At 62.0% G+C, this 19,521-nt stretch carries 15 protein-coding genes; 5 read left to right on the top strand and 10 right to left on the bottom strand.

The genetic code is table 11. The annotated features are described in order from the left end of the window. Positions 1–21 precede the first annotated feature (21 nt). From OH720_RS13925 to OH720_RS13915, 3 genes are all read left to right on the top strand, one after another. Complete coding sequence (locus OH720_RS13925; RefSeq protein WP_272606089.1) at positions 22–1,824, top strand: acyl-CoA dehydrogenase; 1,803 nt, start codon at positions 22–24, stop codon at positions 1,822–1,824. A 177-nt stretch (positions 1,825–2,001) separates the two neighbouring features. Then, entirely contained in the window at positions 2,002–4,113 is a 2,112-nt protein-coding gene (locus tag OH720_RS13920) for a 3-hydroxyacyl-CoA dehydrogenase NAD-binding domain-containing protein (RefSeq protein ID WP_272606088.1), read from the top strand. A gap of 53 nt (positions 4,114–4,166) precedes the next feature. Continuing rightward, complete coding sequence (locus OH720_RS13915) at positions 4,167–4,943, top strand: SDR family NAD(P)-dependent oxidoreductase (RefSeq protein ID WP_272606087.1); 777 nt, start codon at positions 4,167–4,169, stop codon at positions 4,941–4,943. Between the two features lie 217 nt (positions 4,944–5,160). Here OH720_RS13915 and OH720_RS13910 read toward each other — a convergent pair whose 3' ends face one another. The 10 genes from OH720_RS13910 to OH720_RS13865 form a co-directional block, all read right to left on the bottom strand. Continuing rightward, positions 5,161–6,450, bottom strand: a complete 1,290-nt coding sequence (locus tag OH720_RS13910; protein ID WP_272606086.1) for a DUF1214 domain-containing protein — start codon at positions 6,448–6,450, stop codon at positions 5,161–5,163. Between the two features lie 984 nt (positions 6,451–7,434). After that, a complete protein-coding gene (locus OH720_RS13905) occupies positions 7,435–8,205 on the bottom strand; it encodes an SDR family NAD(P)-dependent oxidoreductase (protein WP_272606085.1) in 771 nt (256 codons plus the stop codon). A gap of 49 nt (positions 8,206–8,254) precedes the next feature. Further along, entirely contained in the window at positions 8,255–9,346 is a 1,092-nt protein-coding gene (locus OH720_RS13900) for an alpha/beta fold hydrolase (RefSeq protein ID WP_272606084.1), read from the bottom strand. Next, entirely contained in the window at positions 9,347–9,742 is a 396-nt protein-coding gene (locus OH720_RS13895; RefSeq protein WP_272606083.1) for a phasin family protein, read from the bottom strand. Positions 9,743–9,762: 20 nt separating this feature from the next. Continuing rightward, positions 9,763–11,079 (bottom strand): alpha/beta hydrolase, encoded by a 1,317-nt coding sequence (locus OH720_RS13890; protein ID WP_272606082.1) that lies wholly within the window; start codon positions 11,077–11,079, stop codon positions 9,763–9,765. Positions 11,080–11,214: 135 nt separating this feature from the next. Next, positions 11,215–12,942, bottom strand: coding sequence for an ABC transporter ATP-binding protein (locus OH720_RS13885; protein WP_272606081.1), 1,728 nt, complete (start codon positions 12,940–12,942; stop codon positions 11,215–11,217). Between the two features lie 58 nt (positions 12,943–13,000). Then, entirely contained in the window at positions 13,001–14,203 is a 1,203-nt protein-coding gene (gene spt, locus OH720_RS13880; RefSeq protein WP_272606080.1) for a serine palmitoyltransferase, read from the bottom strand. Continuing rightward, positions 14,190–14,450 carry an acyl carrier protein gene (locus OH720_RS13875; protein ID WP_272606079.1) on the bottom strand — a complete coding sequence of 87 codons (261 nt, stop codon included), beginning with the start codon at positions 14,448–14,450 and terminating at the stop codon, positions 14,190–14,192. Before OH720_RS13875 ends, spt begins: the two co-directional genes overlap by 14 nt. 36 nt (positions 14,451–14,486) lie before the next feature. Then, positions 14,487–15,404, bottom strand: a complete 918-nt coding sequence (locus OH720_RS13870) for an NAD-dependent epimerase/dehydratase family protein (RefSeq protein WP_272606078.1) — start codon at positions 15,402–15,404, stop codon at positions 14,487–14,489. Next, on the bottom strand, positions 15,401–17,131 hold the full coding sequence (locus tag OH720_RS13865; RefSeq protein ID WP_272606077.1) for a fatty acyl-AMP ligase: 1,731 nt from the start codon (positions 17,129–17,131) through the stop codon (positions 15,401–15,403). The genes OH720_RS13870 and OH720_RS13865 overlap by 4 nt, the downstream gene beginning before the upstream one ends. Before the next feature lie 632 nt (positions 17,132–17,763). Between OH720_RS13865 and OH720_RS13860 the strand changes: the two genes are divergently transcribed. Both OH720_RS13860 and OH720_RS13855 read left to right on the top strand, forming a co-directional pair. After that, positions 17,764–18,693 (top strand): N-acetyltransferase, encoded by a 930-nt coding sequence (locus tag OH720_RS13860; protein WP_272606076.1) that lies wholly within the window; start codon positions 17,764–17,766, stop codon positions 18,691–18,693. Further along, positions 18,677–19,507: a nucleotidyltransferase family protein gene (locus OH720_RS13855; protein WP_272606075.1), complete on the top strand. Its 831-nt coding sequence runs from the start codon at positions 18,677–18,679 to the stop codon at positions 19,505–19,507. Before OH720_RS13860 ends, OH720_RS13855 begins: the two co-directional genes overlap by 17 nt. The last annotated feature ends 14 nt before the right edge of the window (positions 19,508–19,521 follow it).

Below are 19,521 nucleotides of genomic sequence, written 5' to 3'. Positions count from 1 at the left end.
CACTGTCTGACGAGAGATGCCATGACTGACCTGCTGCTCAACGAACGCGAACTGCGCTTCCAGCTTTATGAGCTGCTCGAGACCGAAGCGTTGCTGCAACGTCCGCGCTACGCGGACCACGACCGCGGCGTGTTCGACGCTTCTCTCACCACCGCCCGCCAGATCGCCGCCGAGCTGTTCGCCCCGCACAACCACAAGGGCGATGCCAACGAGCCGACCTTCGATGGCGAGCGGATTCACATGATCGCCGAGACCAAAGTCGCCTGGGATGCCTTTGCCCAGGCCGGCTTCCTGGCCGCGCACCACGATTTCGCCGATGGCGGCCTGCAACTGCCCGAAGTGGTCCTGCGCGCCTGCATGGCCTATTTCAACGCGGCGAACATCTCCACGGTGGCCTATTCCTTCCTGAGCATCGGCGCGACCAATCTGCTCAAGGCCTTTGCCGGTCCACAGTTGCGCGAGCGTTTCCTGGCGCCGATGCTCGACGGCCGCTTCAGCGGCACCATGGCCCTCACCGAACCCGGCCAGGGTTCGGCGCTGGGCGACCTGCGCACCCTGGCACGCCCGGCCGAAAACGGCACTTACCGAATCTTCGGCCAGAAGATGTTCATCTCCGGTGGCGATCACGAACTGACCGAGAACATCGTGCACATGGTGTTGGCCCGCATCGAAGGCGCGCCGGCCGGTACCAAGGGTATTTCGCTGTTCCTGGTGCCCAAGTTCCTGGTCAATGCCGACGGCAGCGTCGGTGCGCGCAACGACGTGGCCCTGGCCGGCCTGCTGCACAAGATGGGCTACCGCAACACCACGTCCACGGTGCTCAGTTTCGGCGAGCATGACGGCGCCGTGGGTTACCTGGTCGGTGAGGCGCATCAGGGCCTGAGCTACATGTTCCAGATGATGAACGAGGCCCGCATCGGCGTCGGCCTGGGGGCCGCCAGCCTCGCCTACCAGAGCTACATTCACGCCCTGGACTACGCCCGCCAGCGCCCACAGGGCCGCCTGCCCGGGAACAAGAACCCGGCGGCGCCCCAGGTGCGCATCGTCGAGCATGCCGATGTGCGCCGGCTGCTGCTGCAACAGAAAGTCTATGCCGAGGGCAGCCTGGCGCTGTGCCTGTATGCCAGCAGCCTGGTGGAGGATGCCCACACCGCCGGCACGCCGCTTGAGCGCAGCAACGCCGCTGAACTGCTCGACGTGCTGACGCCGGTGGTCAAGACCTACCCTTCACGCTACGGCCTGCTCGCGTCGGAGATTGGCGTGCAGGTACTTGGCGGTGCCGGTTATACCCGCGAATACCCGTTGGAACAGTACTACCGCGACAACCGCCTGAACCCGATCCATGAAGGCACCGAAGGCATCCAGGCGATTGACCTGCTGGGCCGCAAACTGGGAACGCGCGGGGGTGACGGTTATCGACTGTTCATCGCCGAAGTGCTTGCCACCCTGCTCGCCGCCAACAGCGATGCACACTGCGCGCCGCTCGCAGCACTGCTGGCCGATGCCTTGAGCGTACTTGAGCAAGTCACCGCCAGCCTGCAAGCGCAGGTGGCGGCCGATGCCAATCTCGGCATGGCCAATGCCACGCCCTATCTGGACCTGTTTGGACGGGTGGTGGTCGGCTGGATCTGGTTGCGCCAGGCCCTGCTGGCCAGCCGCGCCCTGGGGACGGGCGCAGGCGTTAGCGACGCGGATTTCTATCAAGGCAAGTTGCAGGCCGCGCATTACTTCATGACCTGGGAACTGGCTGCGCTGGAGTCCCAGGGGCGCCTGCTCACTGAAGCCAACCATGTCGCCTATTACATGCAGGACCGCTGGTTCTAACGCCTCTCCCCCTGTAGGAGCGAGCCTGCTCCGGGCGGCGTTCCGACGATGGTCGTCAACGATAACGCGTGCTTTCTGGGTTCACGCGGTGTTCTGGAGTCCATCGTCGGAACGCCGCCCGGAGCATGCTCGCTCCTACAGGGGGTCGGTGATAACAATAAATTTCAGGAAAGCATCATGAGCAACTTGGTCACCTACCACGTCGAAGACAATCTCGCCCTGATCGGCCTCGCATCAAAGCCCGTCAACGCACTGGGGCAACCCCTGCGCGCGGCCATTCTCGAGGCCTGTGAGCTCGCCGCCAGCGACCCTGACATCTCGGCGATCATTGTGCACGGTGCAAACGGCTTGTTCTGCGCCGGTGCCGATATCAGCGAATTCGGTCTGCCCGGGTCGTTCGCCGCCCCGTCCCTGCCCGACCTGCTGCTGCGCCTGACCCAGATCGACAAGCCGCTGATTGCCAGCATCGGCCGCTTCGCCCTCGGTGGCGGGCTGGAACTGGCGCTGGCCTGCGGTTACCGCATCAGCGCTGCCGACAGCCGCCTCGGCCTGCCGGAAATCAACCTGGGCCTGTTGCCCGGTGCGGGCGGGACCCAGCGTTTGCCGCGATTGATCGGGGCCGAACCGGCACTGGAGATGATGATGTCCGGCCAGCCTGTCAGCGCGGGCCGTGCCCTTGAGCTCGGCCTGATCGATCGCCTGCTCGGGGAAGGCGACTGCCTGCTCGACGGCGCACACGCGTTCGCCCGCGAACTGATTCGCGAAGGCGCACCGGCGCGTCCTGCAGAACGTCACGCCAATCCGGCCGCCGCCCTGCCCGATGGCTATTTCACGGACTATCGCGCCAGCCACGAACCGCGCTGGAAAAACCGTCTGGCACCCCGGTTGGTGCTGGCGGCCGTCGAATCGGCCTGCGTGCTGCCATTGCAGGCCGGTCTGCAGCGCGAAGTCGCGCTGTTCAAGGAAGCCGAAGCCTCGACGCAATCCCAGGCCCTGCGCCATGTGTTTTTCGCCGAGCGCGAGGCCGGCAAAGTGGCCGGGGTCAGCGCGTCCACAGCCTTGCGCCCGGTAGCCCGGGTGGCGGTGATCGGCGCGGGGACCATGGGCGGTGGCATCGCCATGAACTTCGCCAACGTGGGCATTCCCGTCACGCTGCTGGAGCTCAAGCCCGACGCGCTGGAGCGCGGGCTGGGGCAGATCCGCAACAGCTACCAGATCAGCCTGCAACGCGGCAAGCTGACCCAGGAACAGCTTGACCAGCGCATGGCCTTGCTCACCGGCACCCTAGAGTATGCCGACATTGCCGAGTGCGACCTGGTGATCGAGGCGGTGTTCGAAAGCCTGCCGATCAAACAGCAGGTGTTCCGCACCCTGGATGAGGTGTGCAAGCCGGGGGCGATTCTGGCCAGCAACACTTCCACCCTCGATGTCGATCAGATCGCCGCGGTCACCCGCCGCCCGCAAGATGTCATCGGCCTGCACTTTTTCAGTCCGGCCAATGTGATGCGCCTGCTCGAAGTGGTTCGCGGCAAACTCACCGCGCCCGAGGTGCTGGCGACCACGCTGAAGCTGGGCAAGACCATTGGAAAAATCCCAGTGGTGTCCGGCGTGTGCTTCGGCTTCATCGGCAATCGCATGCTCGAACCCTACTCCCGCGAAGCCCATCGCCTGGTGTTGGAAGGCGCGACGCCTGCGCAGATCGATCAGGTGCTGACTGACCTGGGCCTGGCCATGGGGGTGATGGCGATGCACGACCTGGCCGGCATCGACGTCAGCTTCCTGGTGCGCGAGTCGCGCCGTGAGGCGATTGCCCATGACCCAAGTTATTGCCGTCTGGCTGACGAACTGAACGCCCTCGGTCGCTTCGGCCAGAAGACCAAGCGTGGTGCGTACATCTATGAGGGCCGCGAGCGCAAGGAAGACTTCGAGGTCATCACCCTGGCCGAACGCATCGCTGGCGAACTGGACATCCCGCGCCGGCCAATCACCACGCAGGAGATTCATGACCGCTGCCTGTTCATGCTGATCAACGAAGGCCTCCAGCTGCTCGACGAAGGCATCGCCGAACGCAGTGGCGATATCGACCTGGTGTGGATCAACGGCTACGGCTTCCCGGCCTGGCTCGGTGGGCCAATGCACTACGCCGAGCAGATCGGCCTGGACCAGGTGCTGGCCGGCATCCGCCATTACCGCAAGGCCCTCGGCGAATACGGCGAGATGTGGTTCCACCCTGCCCCGCTGCTGGAGCGCCTGGTTGCTGCCGGCAAGACCCGCATCGAACGAATCTGAGTGCGGATCGGCCGCCCTGGGTGGCCGAACCACTCCCGAACAGGAGCAATACGATGAAAGAAAACCTCGGTTTTTCCCTGAAAGGCAAAACGCTGTTGGTCACTGGCGCCTCCAGCGGCATTGGCGCGCATCTGGCGCACGTGGCCAGCGCTGCGGGTGCGCGCGTGGTGCTGGGCGCCCGGCGTGTCGAGCGCTTGCAGCAGCTGGCAGACGAGATTCGCCAGACCGGTGGTCAAGCGCTTGCCGTGGCGTTGGACGTTACCGACCGGGACAGCGTTGAAGCAGCGTTTGATGCCGCCGAAGCTGCTTTCGATGTGGTGGACGCGGTGCTCAACAATGCCGGAATCGGCAATGGCCAGCGGGTGCTGGAGATCAGCGAGGCGGATTGGCGCGCGATGCTGTCGACCAACCTCGACGGCGTCTGGCGCGTTGCCCAGTGTGCCGCGCAACGGCTCGCCAAGGCACAGCGTCCCGGCAGCATCGTCAACATCGCCTCGATGCTCGGCCTGCGCGTGGGGACCGGCTACAGCCACTACTGCGCGGCGAAGGCCGGCGTGGTGCAACTGAGCAAATCCCTGGCGCTGGAACTGGCGCGCTACCAGATCCGCGTGAATGCGATTGCGCCGGGTTACTTCAAGACCGAAATGACCGGTGACTGGTTCGACACCGAAGGGGGCCAGGCGTACTTACGCGACACCGTGCCGATGCGGCGCCTGGGAACTTTACAGGAACTGGAAGGCCCGTTTCTCCTGCTCGCGAGCGAGGCCGGCGCCTTCATGACAGGCGCGGTGCTGGCGGTGGACGGTGGGCATCTGGTCGGCAGCCTGTAAACGCAAGCTCCCACGGATGTACTCGCTCCCCTGTAGGAGCGAGGCTTGCCCGCGAACCAGACACCGCGGTGTATCAGTAATACCGCGTCATCGTTCTTCGCCGGCAAGTCGGATCGCCGCACCGCTGGCTCCTACAGGCGAACCAGACACCGCGGTGTATCAGTAATACCGCGTTACCGTTCTTCGCCGGCAAGTCGGATCGCCGCACCGCTGGCTCCTACAGGACCTTGACCAGTGGCGGCGGGAAGTAAGTACCGTTGGCCACGCCGTCCAGCGGGCCGTAGAAACGCATCGTCAGGCGGTAGACGCTGCCCTTGGGCGTGGGAAGCCAGTTTCCCGGCGGCGCGTTCTCCGGTTTCTCGGCAGCAAAATACAGCGTTAGCGAACCATCCGCCCCGCGCTGGGGCTTGGTCTGCTCATTGAGCAGATAGCGTTTCTCAGGGTTGGGCAGCACGCGAAAAAGCACGTTGTCGACGGCAATCACCGACCAGAAATACTTGGCAAACCGGGTCGGCAAGGCGTCGGCCGGGAACGTCAGCGTATAGACGTTGTTGCCATTGAGTTCGGCCCCCGTCGAATCGCTGCCACCGCGATAGTAGAGGACCTCGGGCTTGATGTTGGCCCAGATCCCGCCATGGTTGACCAGGGTCCGAGCCAGATAGTCGAGCCCGTATTCTCCGACGACCCCCGGACGTGCCCAGCCATTTGCAGAGGTGCCATGGCCGATGAGTCGACCGGCCTTGCCGATCTGCGCGAAGGCGACGGTGCGAATGATCTTGTCGACACGCGCCCGTTCGGCAGGATCGCTGATGGCCTTGGCCACCGCGAGTGTTGTCTGTTGCAGCGGCTCCAGGCCGACGCTGAGATCCGGCTCGCTATCGAGTGCAACTGGCGCGGCATCGAAGGCTTCGACGCCGGGCAGCGTCTCCAGCTCGAAGATCGGCGTCTTGGGGATCTCTGGCAGCTTGGGACTGCCGGTGGCCGCGAGCTTGAACTGATGCTGCAGGGCAACGGCGGCATCCGGGTCGTCGCCCAGCGCCACACGCGCCAGGATCCGCGCCTGTTTGACCGGCAGATCGATGCGGCTGGTCAGGCCGTCTGGCAACTTGACCTTGGCGCCTTTGAGGCACACGGCAAAATCGCCCGACGACTGCCTGGGGAACACCCGCTCGTTGATGTTGGCGAGTGTCTCGCCCCAGCCGTTGAGAAACTGCACGGTAAAGTAGCGATCCTGGATTTTCGGCACCGAAACGATGGTGCAGCTGGACTCATCGACCGCGACCCAGGCTTCCGAGTAGGCCACATCAAGGTTGGGGTTGGGCCAATCGACTGCTCCGGGGGTGCGGTGGAGGATTTCATTCCATTTGAAACCTTCCTGGAAATCCAGTTGTTGCTGGCGCGTCACGTGCAGGCGGCCGAGCAGGTAAATGTACGAATTGGCGATGTCCTGATCGCCGGGTTGCATCTGATCTGCTGCAGAGCTGTTGCCTGCGGTGAATAGCATCATGCCGAGCAACGTTATTGTGCGGGAAAATCCTGAGCGATCCATCGTTTACTCCACCTGAACAGCGGGGGGTCTTTAGTGTTGTGCTGTTCAGTTAAGCATGAGTTTTATTTAAGAACTGGATTGGGTGTATATCCATTGCTGCGGTAACGACCACTTATGGTTTCGCCCTTACGGCGAGTCCCTTTTTCAAACGCCAAAAAGGAACCAAAAGGCTTTGCCCCACCACTCGGTGCCTCGCTAGGGCTCGGCATGCCCTCACTCCGGCATTGCTCCGTGGGTCGCCGCGATGGGCCATCCCTGGCCCAGCGCGGCTAAACCGGCGTCCTGCCGGTTTACCCACTGCGCAATGCCTGCGTTCGGCCATCGTGGTTAATGGGGCACCCAGATCAAAAGCCAAAGCGAGGCGGCCTGACAGCCGACCTGACTTTTGCAGATACCCCAATCCCCCTGTAGGAGCCAGGCTTGCCGGCGAACCAGGCGCTGCGGTGTATCTGTTGTACCGCGTTATCGTTCTTCGCCGGCAAGCCTGGCTCCTACGGGGGGAACGCGGACAGACCCGCAATCAGGTCGGCTGTCAGGCCGCCTCGCTTTTGCGTTTGATCTTGATCTGGCTTTTGATTTTCTTGCCCCCTCGAGAGGCCGAGTGGAGGTTCTGCGCAGTGGGTAAACCGGCATGGATGCCGGTTTAGCCGCGCTGGGCCATGGATGGCCCATCGCGGCGACCCACGGAGCAGGACCGGAGCGAGGGCATGCCGAGCCCTAGCGAGGCACCGAACGCCAGGGGCAAGAGCCCTTGGTTACTTGGGGCTTTTCCAAGTGACTCGCCGTAAGGGCGAAACCCTAGGTGGCCGTTACCGCAGGAATGGATATGTACACCTGAAAGAAAATGGCCGGCTATGAGGACGCCTTCGCCGGCAAGCCGGGCTCCTACAGGATTTGCGCCCGCCTTCAGGACGATACCTTGGGCGACCACCCACCCAAACCCTAGAGTCCCGAAACAAGATGCCCACCATCCACCGTAATCACCGACCCCGTCATCCAGGACGAAGCCTGCGTCGACAGCAGCAATAACGCACCATCCAGTTCCTGCGCAGTCCCAAGCCGGCGCAGGGGGATGCGCTTGATGAGGGCCGCACCCTGTGGCGTGTCCCAAGCGGCTTGCGTCATCTCGGTAGAAATGTAGCCGGGTGCGATCGCATTGACCCGAATACCATCACGGGCCCACTCGAGCGCCAGGCTCTTGGTCAGGTGCACGACGGCCGCCTTGGAAGCCGAATAGGCCGCGACCCCCGGCATCACCCGCTCCCCCTGGATCGAGGCGATGTTGACGATGATCCCGCCCTGCCCCTGGGCTTTCCATAGCCGCGCCACTTCCGTGGACACCAGCCAGACGCCGCGAAGATTGGTGGCGATGATGTCGTCGAACTCATCGATCGGCTGGGTCATCGCGGCCCCTTCATGGCCGACGCCCGCATTGTTGACCAGCACATCCAGGGGCTTGCCGGTTGCGTTGATCGTGGCGACGGCCTGCGCCACCGAGGATTGCGACGCAACGTCCAGTTCGACGACCGTCACCTGTTCGGCGCCGAGCGCCGAAAGCTCGACGGCAAGAGCCTCCAGCCGTGAGGTACGGCGCGCGCCGATCACCACCTGGGCACCGCAACTGGCCGCCAATCGGGCGAAATGATTGCCCAGCCCCGAAGACGCGCCGGTGATCAAAATCCGTTGTCCGCTGAGCATCGCACCAAGGTTCATCGCAGTTCTCCACTGTTGAGTTTGTTCGTTGTCGGGAAGGTTGAAAGCCTTACAGGGAGCGCTGCCCCAGCCATTCATCGAGTGCCGGCCACATGCGTTGTTTCGCAGCCGGCCCAGCTATCAGGCTGACATGGCCGCCCGGCAACACCAGTTCCTGCTTGTCCAACGATCCGACCTTCTCCACTAACGGTCGGGCACAGGCTGGAGGCACCAGCGAGTCGTGCTCGGCGATCACGTGCAGCAAGGGCACCTTGATGTTTGCCAGATCGATCTTGCGGCCGGAAATGTGCAAGCTGCCCTCATGCAGGCTGTTGTTCCACATCAACTCCTTGATGACCTGGCGGTAGTACTCACCGGCCAGCGGCAAGTGATCGTTGCCCCAGCCCACCATCATCCGGTGGTGCCTGACGTAGGCGTCGTTCCACATGTTGTCCCACAGCCGCAGTTGCCCGGCGATGCGGCTGGCGGGGCGCTGGAGGTCGATCGCCGCCATGATCATCTCGCCGGGGATGATCCCCACGGTATCGACCAGCTTGTCGATCTCGAAAAAACGTTGATTGGCGATGCCTCGCGACCAGCTCATCTGCGACCAGTCCACCGGCGTCGTGAAGCACAGGAGGTTCTTCAGCGGGCCGTCGACATGCAGCGCCGCATACAGGGTCGAGAGCACGCCGCCCATGCAGTAACCGGCCAAGGTCACCTGATCGACCCCGGCGTCTGCCTGTACCCGGGCCATGCAGTCGGGAATGAAGTCCAGCACGTAATCTTCAACCCGCAGCGTGCGCTCAGCCTGGGTCGGTGCATTCCAGTCCATCACATAGACGTCGTAACCGCGATCGAGGAGAAACTCGATCAGGCTCTGGCGCTCGGCAAGGTCGAAGATGTAGGCCTTGTTGGTGGGGGCCATCACCAACAGCAATGGCACCCGATACACGTCCTGGCAGGTCGGGTGATACCGATACAGGCCCAGCGTGCCCCGCCGGTGCAATAACGTCCGGGGCGTCTTGCCCATTGCGGGGCCGGGCGAACCGAGGAACTCGAGCCCCTTGAGCCGACGCTGGACCATCCGGTCGACCTCGGTACAGAGTCGGCCCGCGAGGGCGCGGACGTGACCTTGATGCGGTTGCGTTGCAGCCATCATTCAATCCTCCTTGGGCGCACGCCGGGTAGCCGGTTTAAGGGTTCGTTTCACTGTTTTCGGCGCAGGCGGCGGTGATGGCTGACGGGCGCGTGACGGCCGAGGTACAAGCGCATCATTGAGGGGCGCTGGCAGCAGTCGATCGAGCTTGTCTTCGATGCGCTGCACAGCGGTTGCCAGCGCATCGACTTCAGACCGGCTGGGCAGCTCCAGGCGGCGCAATGCACTGGCGAACGACCGGTCGAACACATGCTGGACACCCAGCGATACCTTGGAAAACTGGTTGACGGCCTTGGCGACTTCCGCCGACTCGAGCTTTCTCGCAGCCAGCGAGTTGATTTCGCCCTCGACCAGGCCGATTGCTTCACGCCAGATATGAAATGGATCAAGAATGCCCATGGCAATACTCCTGCTCAGCTTTACGCTTGTGGATAGGTCTGGTGCGCGATCCGCCGATCGAGCCGTGCGCTCAGCCGGCGGCGCATCAAAGACAAGGGCGCGCTCCAGGGCCGCAGTGCCACCCGCAGGGTGCTGGCACAAACCGGAGAAACCTGGCGCAGGAGCGTGCCGGTCCAGCGTTCGGTTGCGACCGAGACCATCAGGCTCGACGTCGACAGCTCCCCCATCGCCGCGCACAGGCGTGAGGGTTGCGCGGCTGCCCTGTCGGCAATTTCCAGCGTGCGATCCGGCGCGGGCTCGGTGCGAAAGGCACCCGCCAGTGACTCGCCGATACGTCGCAAGGCGTCACCGCCGGCGCCGATGACGGCGTCGAAATTCAGGAAGCCATGGAACTGGCCCGCGTAATGCAAAAGCTCCACCGGCACCCCGGCTGCACGCAAGCGAGCGCTATAGTCCAGCCCGTCGTCGCGGATCGGGTCGAACCCCGCACTGATGACCAGCGCCGGTGGCAAGCCCCGCATATCCTGACTGCGACGCGGGGACAGCCAAGGTTCTTCGGGATTGAGCGAATGGAGTGAGCCGGCCACAGTCTGATTGATCTGCGCCAGCAGCCTGTCCGTGATCATGAAGCCTTCGGCATTCTCTGCGAATGAAGGAAACTCCTGCACCAGGTCGGTCGCAGGATAAGCCAGCACCTGCAGGCAGAGCGCCGGTCCGCCGTTACGCAACGCTTGCTGGGCCACGGCAGCGCAGATATTGCCACCCGCCGAATCGCCGCCGATGGCCAGTCGCGAGGTATCGATACCCAGCGTCGCGCCGTTCTCGGCAATCCATTGCAGCGCTGCGAGACAATCCTCGCGCCCCGCTGCCAGATCATGCTCCGGCGCCAGTCGATAGCGCACAGCGATGCTGATGCAGTTGGCGTTGCGGGTCGTGCTGCGGCAAATCGATTCGCAGGTATCCAGGCCACCGACCACAAATCCGCCGCCGTGGCACCAAAGGAACGCAGGCAGCAGCTGATCGGTTTCATGAGGTTTGAAAATACGTAACTCGATGGGCCCGCCCGGGCCGTCGATGACCGTCTCGATCACGGTGGCGACCGGGGGCTGTTGCCCCAGGGCCAGCGAGCTCAGGCGCCAGACTTCACGCAATGCGCGCAGCGAATAGTGCTCGACCGGGCGCAGGCGCGTCGCCATGTTGAGAATGCGCAGAAAAGCCCGGGCATCGCGATCGGGACGATCCGCTCGACGCACGTGCGGCATGCCGATGACCCGAGTCCAGACTTGCTGGGTGTTCTTGCGTCTTTTTCCTGCGGGTAAACCACTTGGCGCTGTCATTCAATGTCCCTCGAATGTGTCCTGCCAACAGCCTACCCATTACTGCCTGTCCACTCTCCCCCTCACGTGGATGGGGGTGACGCCCCCCCCCTGCTCTTTTGATCAAACTGCGTATCCAGCGTAGATGTCCAGACTTCAGGCTTTCGCCTCGTCAGCCCGGGTGCCGTCCGGATCGACGGCATTGTGTATGGCCAACACCTTGCCGTCTCGCACCTCGAGAATCTGATCAGCAATGCGGATCATGGCAGGGCGATGGGATACCGCGATGACAGTGATGCCAGGGGTCAGATTTTTCAGCACCTGGCATATCTCGACCTCCGATTCCGGGTCGAGTGCACTGGTGGCTTCGTCCAGGATCAGAAGCCTGGGGCGATGGGCCAGGGCACGCGCGATGACGATACGCTGCCGTTGACCGCCCGAGAGTTTGGCACCGCGCTCGCCTACGATCGATTGCAGCCCGCCAGGACACTCCTGCACAAACTGCCATGCACCGGCCTGGCGGAGCGCGCGCTCGGCGTCGGCGGCATTCAAGGCCTTGTCTCCCAACGTGACGTTCGCCAGGACGCTATCGTGCAGCAGCAAGGTTTCTTGTGTGACATAGCCGATCATTCGGCGCCAGGCCCTCCTGTCAAGGTCATGCAAGTCACAGTCGTCTACCCTGATGCGTCCAGCCTGCGGCGCGAGCAGCGAACAGATCAGGTCGAGCACGGTGGTCTTGCCTGCACCGGAAGGACCGATCATGGTGGTGAATGAACCGACCGGAAAGTTCAGCGACACGCTGTCAAGGACCTGCCGCCCCCCGTAGCCAAAGCTGACATTGTCGAAAACGATTTGCCGCTTCAGGGAAGGCGTGCAAGTCCCTCCGACAGGTTCGGCATCGGCGATAGCGTTGTCGATCGACTCGTTGATGGCCCAGTAGGCGCTCTCCTGCGCGGCCATCCGGTGATAGCGCTGCTGCGCCTTGTGCAGCAGCCCCAGCATGCGCACCACCACGAAGATCAGCACCATCACCGAAGACAGCGGCATACCGCCGATGACCAGCCCCGCGTAGAGACCCGCCGCGGCAAGGATCGCAAGCATGGGTTCCTGCAGGGCCCTCAGTGTTTCGCGGCTCATCACTTCGCGTTCCAGTGCCGTGTTCAGCTCGCCGGCGTGACCGCGCAGCAAAGAATCGGCGATGTCATCGCGGGCCATGGCTTTGAGCGGTTTCACCGAAGCAAGCGTGTCTGTCAGGTAGACCAGCAGCTCGCGCATCAGTCGGGTCTGGCTTTTGCCCACCCGCCGCGATGTCTTTACCAGTCCCCGCACAGCCACCAGCAGCACAAAGCCGATCAGCAATGACAGGATCGCCGCCTGCCAGGAGACAAAAAGCGCAATGATCGCGTAGGCCGCGGCCTGGATACCCAGCGCCAGCATATTGGCCGCGTGCTCATAGGCGGTGGAAGCGCGGTAGGCTTCGGTTGCCACGGCGTTGGCCAGCGCTCCGGCGGGTTGGCGTAGATAATATTCCCAGCGGCTGCCCAACGACGCCTTGATCAGGTCAATACGCAGGTCGGTTGCCACATGCGCCACGGTGTAGCCGACCTGTCGATTGCCCAGCAATATCAGCAGGTTACTCAGCGTCATGCCCACGACGATGATCACCAGCATGTTCGCGATCGTGGGTTCCAGGCCTATCGAGTCCATGATCGCGAAGACCTGGACCGCCAGCTTTGAATGGGGCTGGTCCTCAAGCACGGCCGATATCAGGGGCAGCATTGCGCTCAGGCTGACGCTTTCAACCACCCCTGCCAACAGCAGACTCAGGAGCATCAGCACGGTGCGGGCCGGATAGGAGCGGCCAAAGGCAAAAATAATCCGCATGACTGTCGTTCACTATGACGTAGGTAAAGATTAGCTCACCGACAGCTCGCGACACTCATCAAGCGCCCGCTGTGACCAGGCCCATCGGGCCACGCAGTGAAGCGAAGGCCTCGATGATCCGGTCTATTTGTTCAGGTGTATGGGCTGCACTGACGCTGCAACGCACCAGGGTGACGGCGCCGGGTGTCGCGGGAGGAAGGACCAGATTGACATAGACGCCCCTCTCCATCAGCCCCCGCCAGACGGCCAGGCCCTCGTGAGGCGACTTCAGCATGACGGCAATCACGGGGCTGGCCTGCGGCCCCAACTGGTAGCCTGACTCTGCCAAACCTTGATAAAGCCGCCGGGCGTTCGACCACAGCTGATGCCGCAGCTCCGGGCGTTCCTTGATGGCCGCAAGCGCCGATCTTACCGAGGCAATCGCCGAGGGGGCGGGTGAAGCGGTAAAAATATAGGGTCTGCTGGCGTAGCGAAGCAGGTCCATTTGCCCGTCATGACAGGCGGCGAATCCGCCGACGGCGCCCAGGCTCTTGCTGAACGTGCCCAACAGGATGTCCACCTCCGAGTCCACGCCCAACTCCTCGGCCAGCCCTCGCCCGTTGGCCCCCAGGACGCCAAAGGAATGCGCCTCGTCAACCAGCAGGTAACCGCCGAGGCGACGCTTGACCTCGACTATTTCCCTGAGCGGAGCCTGGTCACCGAGCATGCTGTAGATCCCTTCCACCAGGATGATCGCTTCCCGCGCGCGGTCGCCGAGGCGGACCATGCGCCGTTCCAGATCAGCGACATCGTTATGGCGAAAACGGATGATCTCCGCACCTCCCAGCTTGCAGGCGTCGTAGATGCTCGCGTGGCAGTCGGCGTCAAGCAGCACCACCTCGCGCGCACCCGCCAGCGTTCCGATGACGCCCAGGTTGGCGACATACCCGGTCGAGAACACAATGACGGAACGCCGCCCCAGGAAATCAACCAGTTCGTCCTCCAGCGCGCTGTGCCCGGCATAACTGCCGTTGGCCATGCGAGAGCCGGTGGTGCCGGTGCCTTCAAGCTCCAGTGAGCGCTGCGCCGCCTTGATGCTATCGGGGTCGAACGTCAGCCCGAGATAATTATTGGTGCCGGCCAGAATGACCCTTTGCCCCTGAATACAGCCCTCGGTTGGGGAATACATCTCATCGATGCGAATTCCAAAAGGATGGATCTGTGAGTCACAGAGACTGGCGCGCTCGGCGGCCAGCTTGCCGAACTTGTCAAAGAGTCCCATTGGCGTGCTCCATCAGGTTGAGAATGGCGTCAGCCAACTGCTTAGGTGTGCGCACATCCATCAGGATATTGAGATGGATCGAGATGTCGAACTCGTCTTCCAGTTCCATCAGCATGTCCATCACCTTGATCGATTCCATTCCCAGGTCCTGGGCCAGGTCGGTATTGGGGTTGATTGGCGTTCCTGGAGGTGCGAACCGCACGATGAGCATCATCACCCTTTCGAGTATCGTTTCTTGTGTGATCATCGAAGGTCTCCTTGGGTTCAGTGGCTCTTCGCGCGTTCAAAACAGGTGATTGCGCAACGCTTGCGGTAACAGAATCCGGGGCTCCCAGCCCAATGTCGCGCTAATGCGGGCATTGCTGCAAGTCCAGTCAGGGTGCATCAGTTCATTGACCTTACCGGGGGTCAGCATAGGCGCCTGCCGGGTGAAACGAGACAGCACCAGGTTAGCCCGTGCGATTGCTTTCAATACCGAGGCAGGCACTACCGCTTGCCGTACCGGCGCATTGCGGATGTCGGTGGCGATGCTGGCCAGGCTTGCCCAGTCGTACCCCTGCACCCGGCCGTCACATAACTCAAAGGTCTGCGATTGCACGACAGGTGAATCCAGCCACTGCATGACGGCACTGACCAAATCGTCCACGTGGAGAAAGCTGAACTGTGAATCGTCTCGACCGAGGGTCACCAGCCAGCCGCGTAGAAGCCACTCGAACACCGGACGCAACTCGCGATCGCCCGGTCCATACACGGCGGTCGGCCTGAAAATACACACGGGGATCGCCCCGGCAGCGGCCTTGACCTGCCGTTCACCTTCGAGTTTGGAAGCGGCGTACCAGGACAATGTCGGATGCCTGGCGGCAAGGGACGAAATCAACAGGAAACGCTCGCAACTGCCACCCAGCCGCGTCGCCTCCATCAAGCGCTTGCTGCCCTGCACATTGACCGCGTCGAAGTCTCGGGCATTCCTGCCCCGGACCTTGCCTGCGCAATGAATGACGGCATCCGCCCCCTTGGTGAGCTCGGCGAGGGCCTGCCGGTCTTCCAGTGTTCCCCTGATCCACGTTGTTCCATCCTCTGCCGTTCCTCCCCTGGTGCGAGCCAAGGCACGGACCTCCACACCACGGGTGACGAGTCGTTCGCGTAGGACACTGCCTATGAAGCCAGTCGCGCCAGTGAGCGAAACAACGCGAGCACTCACGTCTCCTCCAGTGCCGGATAAGGAAGGTCGGTGTTCGCCTGGGCCATGAATCGTTCCAGGGCTTCGGCACGGGAAGGTTTGCCCGAGGAGGTTCGAGGCAGCGAGTGAGGCGGTACAAGGTGCACGTCAGTAGCCAGGCCGAACTCACTGATGATCTTCGCGACCAGGGTACGGACCAGGCGTTCGCGAATTTCCGGTTCACGGATGCGACATTGAACCTGGACCACCACCTGAGGCTCATCATCGCCGGGCACGACAAATACGATGGCATCGCCCGGTCTCAGTTCGGCTTCGGACTCCACCAGGTATTCGATATCCTGCGGCCAGATGTTTCTACCGCGGACAATCAGCAAATCCTTGCGCCGTCCGGTGATATGGAGTTCGCCTCGGGACAGGTACCCCAGGTCGCCGGTGTCCAGCCAGTCGGCTTTCAAGGCCATCTGCGTGCTTGGCGAGTCATTGAAATATCCTGACATTACGCTGGGACCCTGAACGAATATATGCCCCACTTCCCGCTCCGCCAGCACCAGCCCCGCAGCATTGCGGATTTCCACACAATGACCGGGCAAAGGGGCGCCACAGTTGGTAAAGGTGCAGGTTGCCGAATCATCGGCCGTGCACACCTGCGCCCTGAACTGATGCTCCAATACCTGGCGAACCACATGATCCACCTGCACCCCTACCCCGCGGCGGGCAAAGCTGACGGCAAGTGTGCTTTCCGCCAGACCGTAGCAAGGCGTGAAGGCGGCCGGATCGAATCCGGTATCAAGAAAACAATTGGCGAAACGGCTTAACACCGATGCCCGAATCGGTTCTGCACCGATCCCCGCGACACGCCAACAGCGGAGATCCAGCGCAGCTTTTTCCAGGTCCCGGACTCGCCGGGTACACAGGTCATAGCCAAACGGCGGAGATACCGAGACAGTCACCCGATTCTGGCTGATAAGCTTGAGCCATTGCCCGGGCCGGGTGGCAAAATCCCGGGTGTGCAAGTAGTCGACAGTCAGTTGCGCTGCCATAGGCGCCAAGACAAAACCCACCAGCCCCATGTCATGATAAAAGGGCAACCAGGAGGCACATCGGTCCCCTGCGCGAACACCGACACCGTCCACGACGATGCCCCTGATGTTGGCCATCACCGCACGCTGGGTAATGATCACGCCACGAGGAAAGCGGGTACTGCCGGACGTGTATTGCAAGTAGGCGATGTCCTCCGGCAAGACGCTGGGAAGCGCCTGCACCGCAGGCAATTCGCCCAATTTCTGAACAGACCCGACGAACACCTGGCGGGTGTCCCCCAGCGCTTCGCGGATATAGGGAAGCCATTCCTCCAACCCTAAAACGGCCGCGGGTGTGCAGTTGGCGAACAGCCCTTTCAACTTGTCCACGTAAGGACGATGGCTTCCCAGGCTGGACGGAACCAGAAGCGGAACGGCGATCAGGCCGGCGTATTGGCAGGCAAAAAAGGACTCGATAAAGCTGGGGTGCGTATCGGCGATCAGCGCGACCCGATCGCCTTTCTTCAACTTGAGCCCAAGTAGCCGCTGTGCAATCGCGACCGCATTACTTCTGAGCGTCGCGTATTCGAGCGCTGCATCCAAGTGGCAATGCCTGTCGTAGAAGTTCAAGCCGGTATGACCTGAAGCGGCATAATCGAGTGCTTCCACCAGCGTGGAAAAGTCCGCTAGACGTTGGGTGAGTGCCTGGTTTGAAAGGGTCGCAGACATAACAAAACACCCATCCATTTAGCCAAGTAAGGACAAGTCAAATAGCGGAATGATCACCTGCGCCAGTAAAACACGTGCCGTTCTACTGCCCTCAAAACCGTTTCCATGGGGTCCTGGCCCCAGGATATCCGGCTTAGCCTTTTCAATTAATTACAAAGCCTAACGCAATACTAATCGGCATCTGGGTGAGCGCAAATTTTTTCCCGGGTGAGCGACGACCGGCGAGTTTCGAGCATCGCAATAGCACCTCGTTCTCAAACACGACGATTGTCGCAAAGTGCGTTGATTACTAAGCGCTTACTGAAGCACAGGCACCTATATTTGCTGCACGCGCACCGTGCGCCAATACTTCAGCTACGCTCTGCCAGGCACTAAGAAAGAGATGCGAGTTCAACTGCTATGGACTTTTGTGGCCAATGATGATCAATAAGAAGTTGCCAATCATTACGCGCCCTGTCCTCTCACGCCTGGATCTCGAGACATTCATCAGTTTCCCGGGGACCCTGTATCGCAACGATCCTTGCTGGATCGAACCTATCCATTACGAGCGCCATGAACTCCTTTCTGCAAAGAATCCGGCATCCCCTCATCTGACATGGCAGGCGTGGCTGGCCTGGTCGGGAACTGAAGTCGTGGGGCGTATCACCGCACAGGTCGACACCCTTCACCGGCAATTGCACGGCGACGATTCGGGGCACTTCGGGATGCTGGAAGCCGTGGACGACCCCGCTGTTTTCGACAGCCTGTTCGCGGCGGCAGAGGCCTGGCTGCGTGAACGTGGCGCTGCACGCATCACAGGCCCCTTCAACCTGACCATCAACCAGGAAAGCGGGCTGCTGGTGGAGGGATTCGATCATCCCCCGTCCGCCATGATGGGACACGGACAGCGTTTTTATGACCAAAGGCTCGCTGCCCTGGGCTACCGGCAAGCCAAGGATCTGCTCGCCTACTGGATGCGCACCGACCAATTGCATTTCCCACCGGCCTTGTCGGCGATGATGGCGCGCGAGCGCAAACGCGTGGTGATCAGGCCCCTGGCCCCCCGTCAGTTCCGGCGAGACATGCGCATTCTGCGAGAAATTTTCAATGACGCCTGGAGCCGTAACTGGGGTTTCGTACCCTTCACCGAATCCGAATTCTACGAGCTTGGCAGCCAATTGCGGCTACTGGTCCCCAAAGACCTGCTGTACATCGCCGAAGTCGACGGCGAACCCTGCGCGTTTATCGTGGCCATGCCGAACATCAACGAGGCGATCGCCTCGCTCAACGGGCGCTTGCTGCCCTTTGGCTGGCTGCGGCTGCTGTGGCGGCTCTATGTCAAGGGCCCGCGGACTGCACGCGTGCCCCTGATGGGCGTCAAGCAGACTTACCAATTCAGCCGATTGGGGCCTGCACTCGCCTTGCTATTGATCGAAGCGCTCAAGCCACCCTTCGTTAAACGCGGCATAGAAGCCCTGGAAATGTCCTGGATCCTGGAATCGAATGCGGTCATGCGCAAGATTCTCGATCAAATCGGTGCCACCTCCTACAAGCGCTACCGGATCTATGAAAAACGAATTTGAGGTCCGTCAGTTCACCGCTTTGGTCCTGGCGGCTGACAGGGGCCCGGCCGATCCCGTTGCCGCCATGGCCGGGACTTGCTGCAAGGCATTGGCACCGGTGGCGGGTGTACCCATGGTCCGTCGCGTAGTCGAGGCGTTGGCAGCCACTGACCGTATCGACCGAATCGTGCTCGTGGGCCCTGCGCGCAATTTACTGGCGCAAGATGCCTCGATGACACGACTGCTGGACACCGCCACAGTCAGTTGGCTGGAACCCGCCAGCTCCCCTAGTGCCAGCGCGGCGCTGGCGCTGGCGCGCCAACCGGCAGACAGCCCCGTGTTGGTGACTACAGCGGACCATGCGCTGCTCTGCCGGGAGATGGTCGACTATTTTCTACAACAAGCGACTGCAAGCGGCCATGACTTTGTGGTGGCGGTGACACCACTGGACACCGTGCTGGCTCGTTTTCCAGGCACCCGCCGCACCGGCATCCGGCTGCGCGGTGGCCCGTATTGCGGCAGCAACCTGTTCGCCTTCATGACAGACGATGCTCGACGCCTCGCCAGCTTCTGGCAACGGGTCGAAAACGATCGCAAGCATCCCAGGCGGGTCGTCGCCGGCGCTCTGGGCTTTGCGGGAATACTGCGCTATCTGTTGGGTCGGTTGACCCTGGAACAAGCGCTGCAACAGCTTTCCGACAGGTTGGGAGTGAGTCTCGGGGCGGTGATCATGCCCTTCGCGGAGGCCGCCATCGATGTCGATTCACCGCTGGATTATCAAATGGTGGAGAGGTTTCATGCCCAGAGAAATCAGTCGATACCGAACGATACCTGATGGATCTGGACGGC

It is taken from the genome of Pseudomonas sp. WJP1 (genome assembly GCF_028471945.1).
In the GTDB taxonomy this organism is placed as follows: Bacteria; Pseudomonadota; Gammaproteobacteria; order Pseudomonadales; family Pseudomonadaceae; genus Aquipseudomonas.
The sequence above is the reverse complement of the archived record's forward strand: the minus strand, read 5'-3'. Positions and strand labels throughout refer to the sequence as shown.

Coding starts and splice junctions, on each gene's coding strand:
- OH720_RS13925 (WP_272606089.1), top strand. CDS start 22: ATGACTGACCTGCTGCTCAACGAACGCGAACTGCGCTTCCAGCTTTAT.
- OH720_RS13920 (WP_272606088.1), top strand. CDS start 2,002: ATGAGCAACTTGGTCACCTACCACGTCGAAGACAATCTCGCCCTGATC.
- OH720_RS13915 (WP_272606087.1), top strand. CDS start 4,167: ATGAAAGAAAACCTCGGTTTTTCCCTGAAAGGCAAAACGCTGTTGGTC.
- OH720_RS13910 (WP_272606086.1), bottom strand. CDS start 6,450: ATGATGCTATTCACCGCAGGCAACAGCTCTGCAGCAGATCAGATGCAA.
- OH720_RS13905 (WP_272606085.1), bottom strand. CDS start 8,205: ATGAACCTTGGTGCGATGCTCAGCGGACAACGGATTTTGATCACCGGC.
- OH720_RS13900 (WP_272606084.1), bottom strand. CDS start 9,346: ATGATGGCTGCAACGCAACCGCATCAAGGTCACGTCCGCGCCCTCGCG.
- OH720_RS13895 (WP_272606083.1), bottom strand. CDS start 9,742: ATGGGCATTCTTGATCCATTTCATATCTGGCGTGAAGCAATCGGCCTG.
- OH720_RS13890 (WP_272606082.1), bottom strand. CDS start 11,079: ATGACAGCGCCAAGTGGTTTACCCGCAGGAAAAAGACGCAAGAACACC.
- OH720_RS13885 (WP_272606081.1), bottom strand. CDS start 12,942: ATGCGGATTATTTTTGCCTTTGGCCGCTCCTATCCGGCCCGCACCGTG.
- spt (WP_272606080.1), bottom strand. CDS start 14,203: ATGGGACTCTTTGACAAGTTCGGCAAGCTGGCCGCCGAGCGCGCCAGT.
- OH720_RS13875 (WP_272606079.1), bottom strand. CDS start 14,450: ATGATCACACAAGAAACGATACTCGAAAGGGTGATGATGCTCATCGTG.
- OH720_RS13865 (WP_272606077.1), bottom strand. CDS start 17,131: ATGTCTGCGACCCTTTCAAACCAGGCACTCACCCAACGTCTAGCGGAC.
- OH720_RS13855 (WP_272606075.1), top strand. CDS start 18,677: ATGAAAAACGAATTTGAGGTCCGTCAGTTCACCGCTTTGGTCCTGGCG.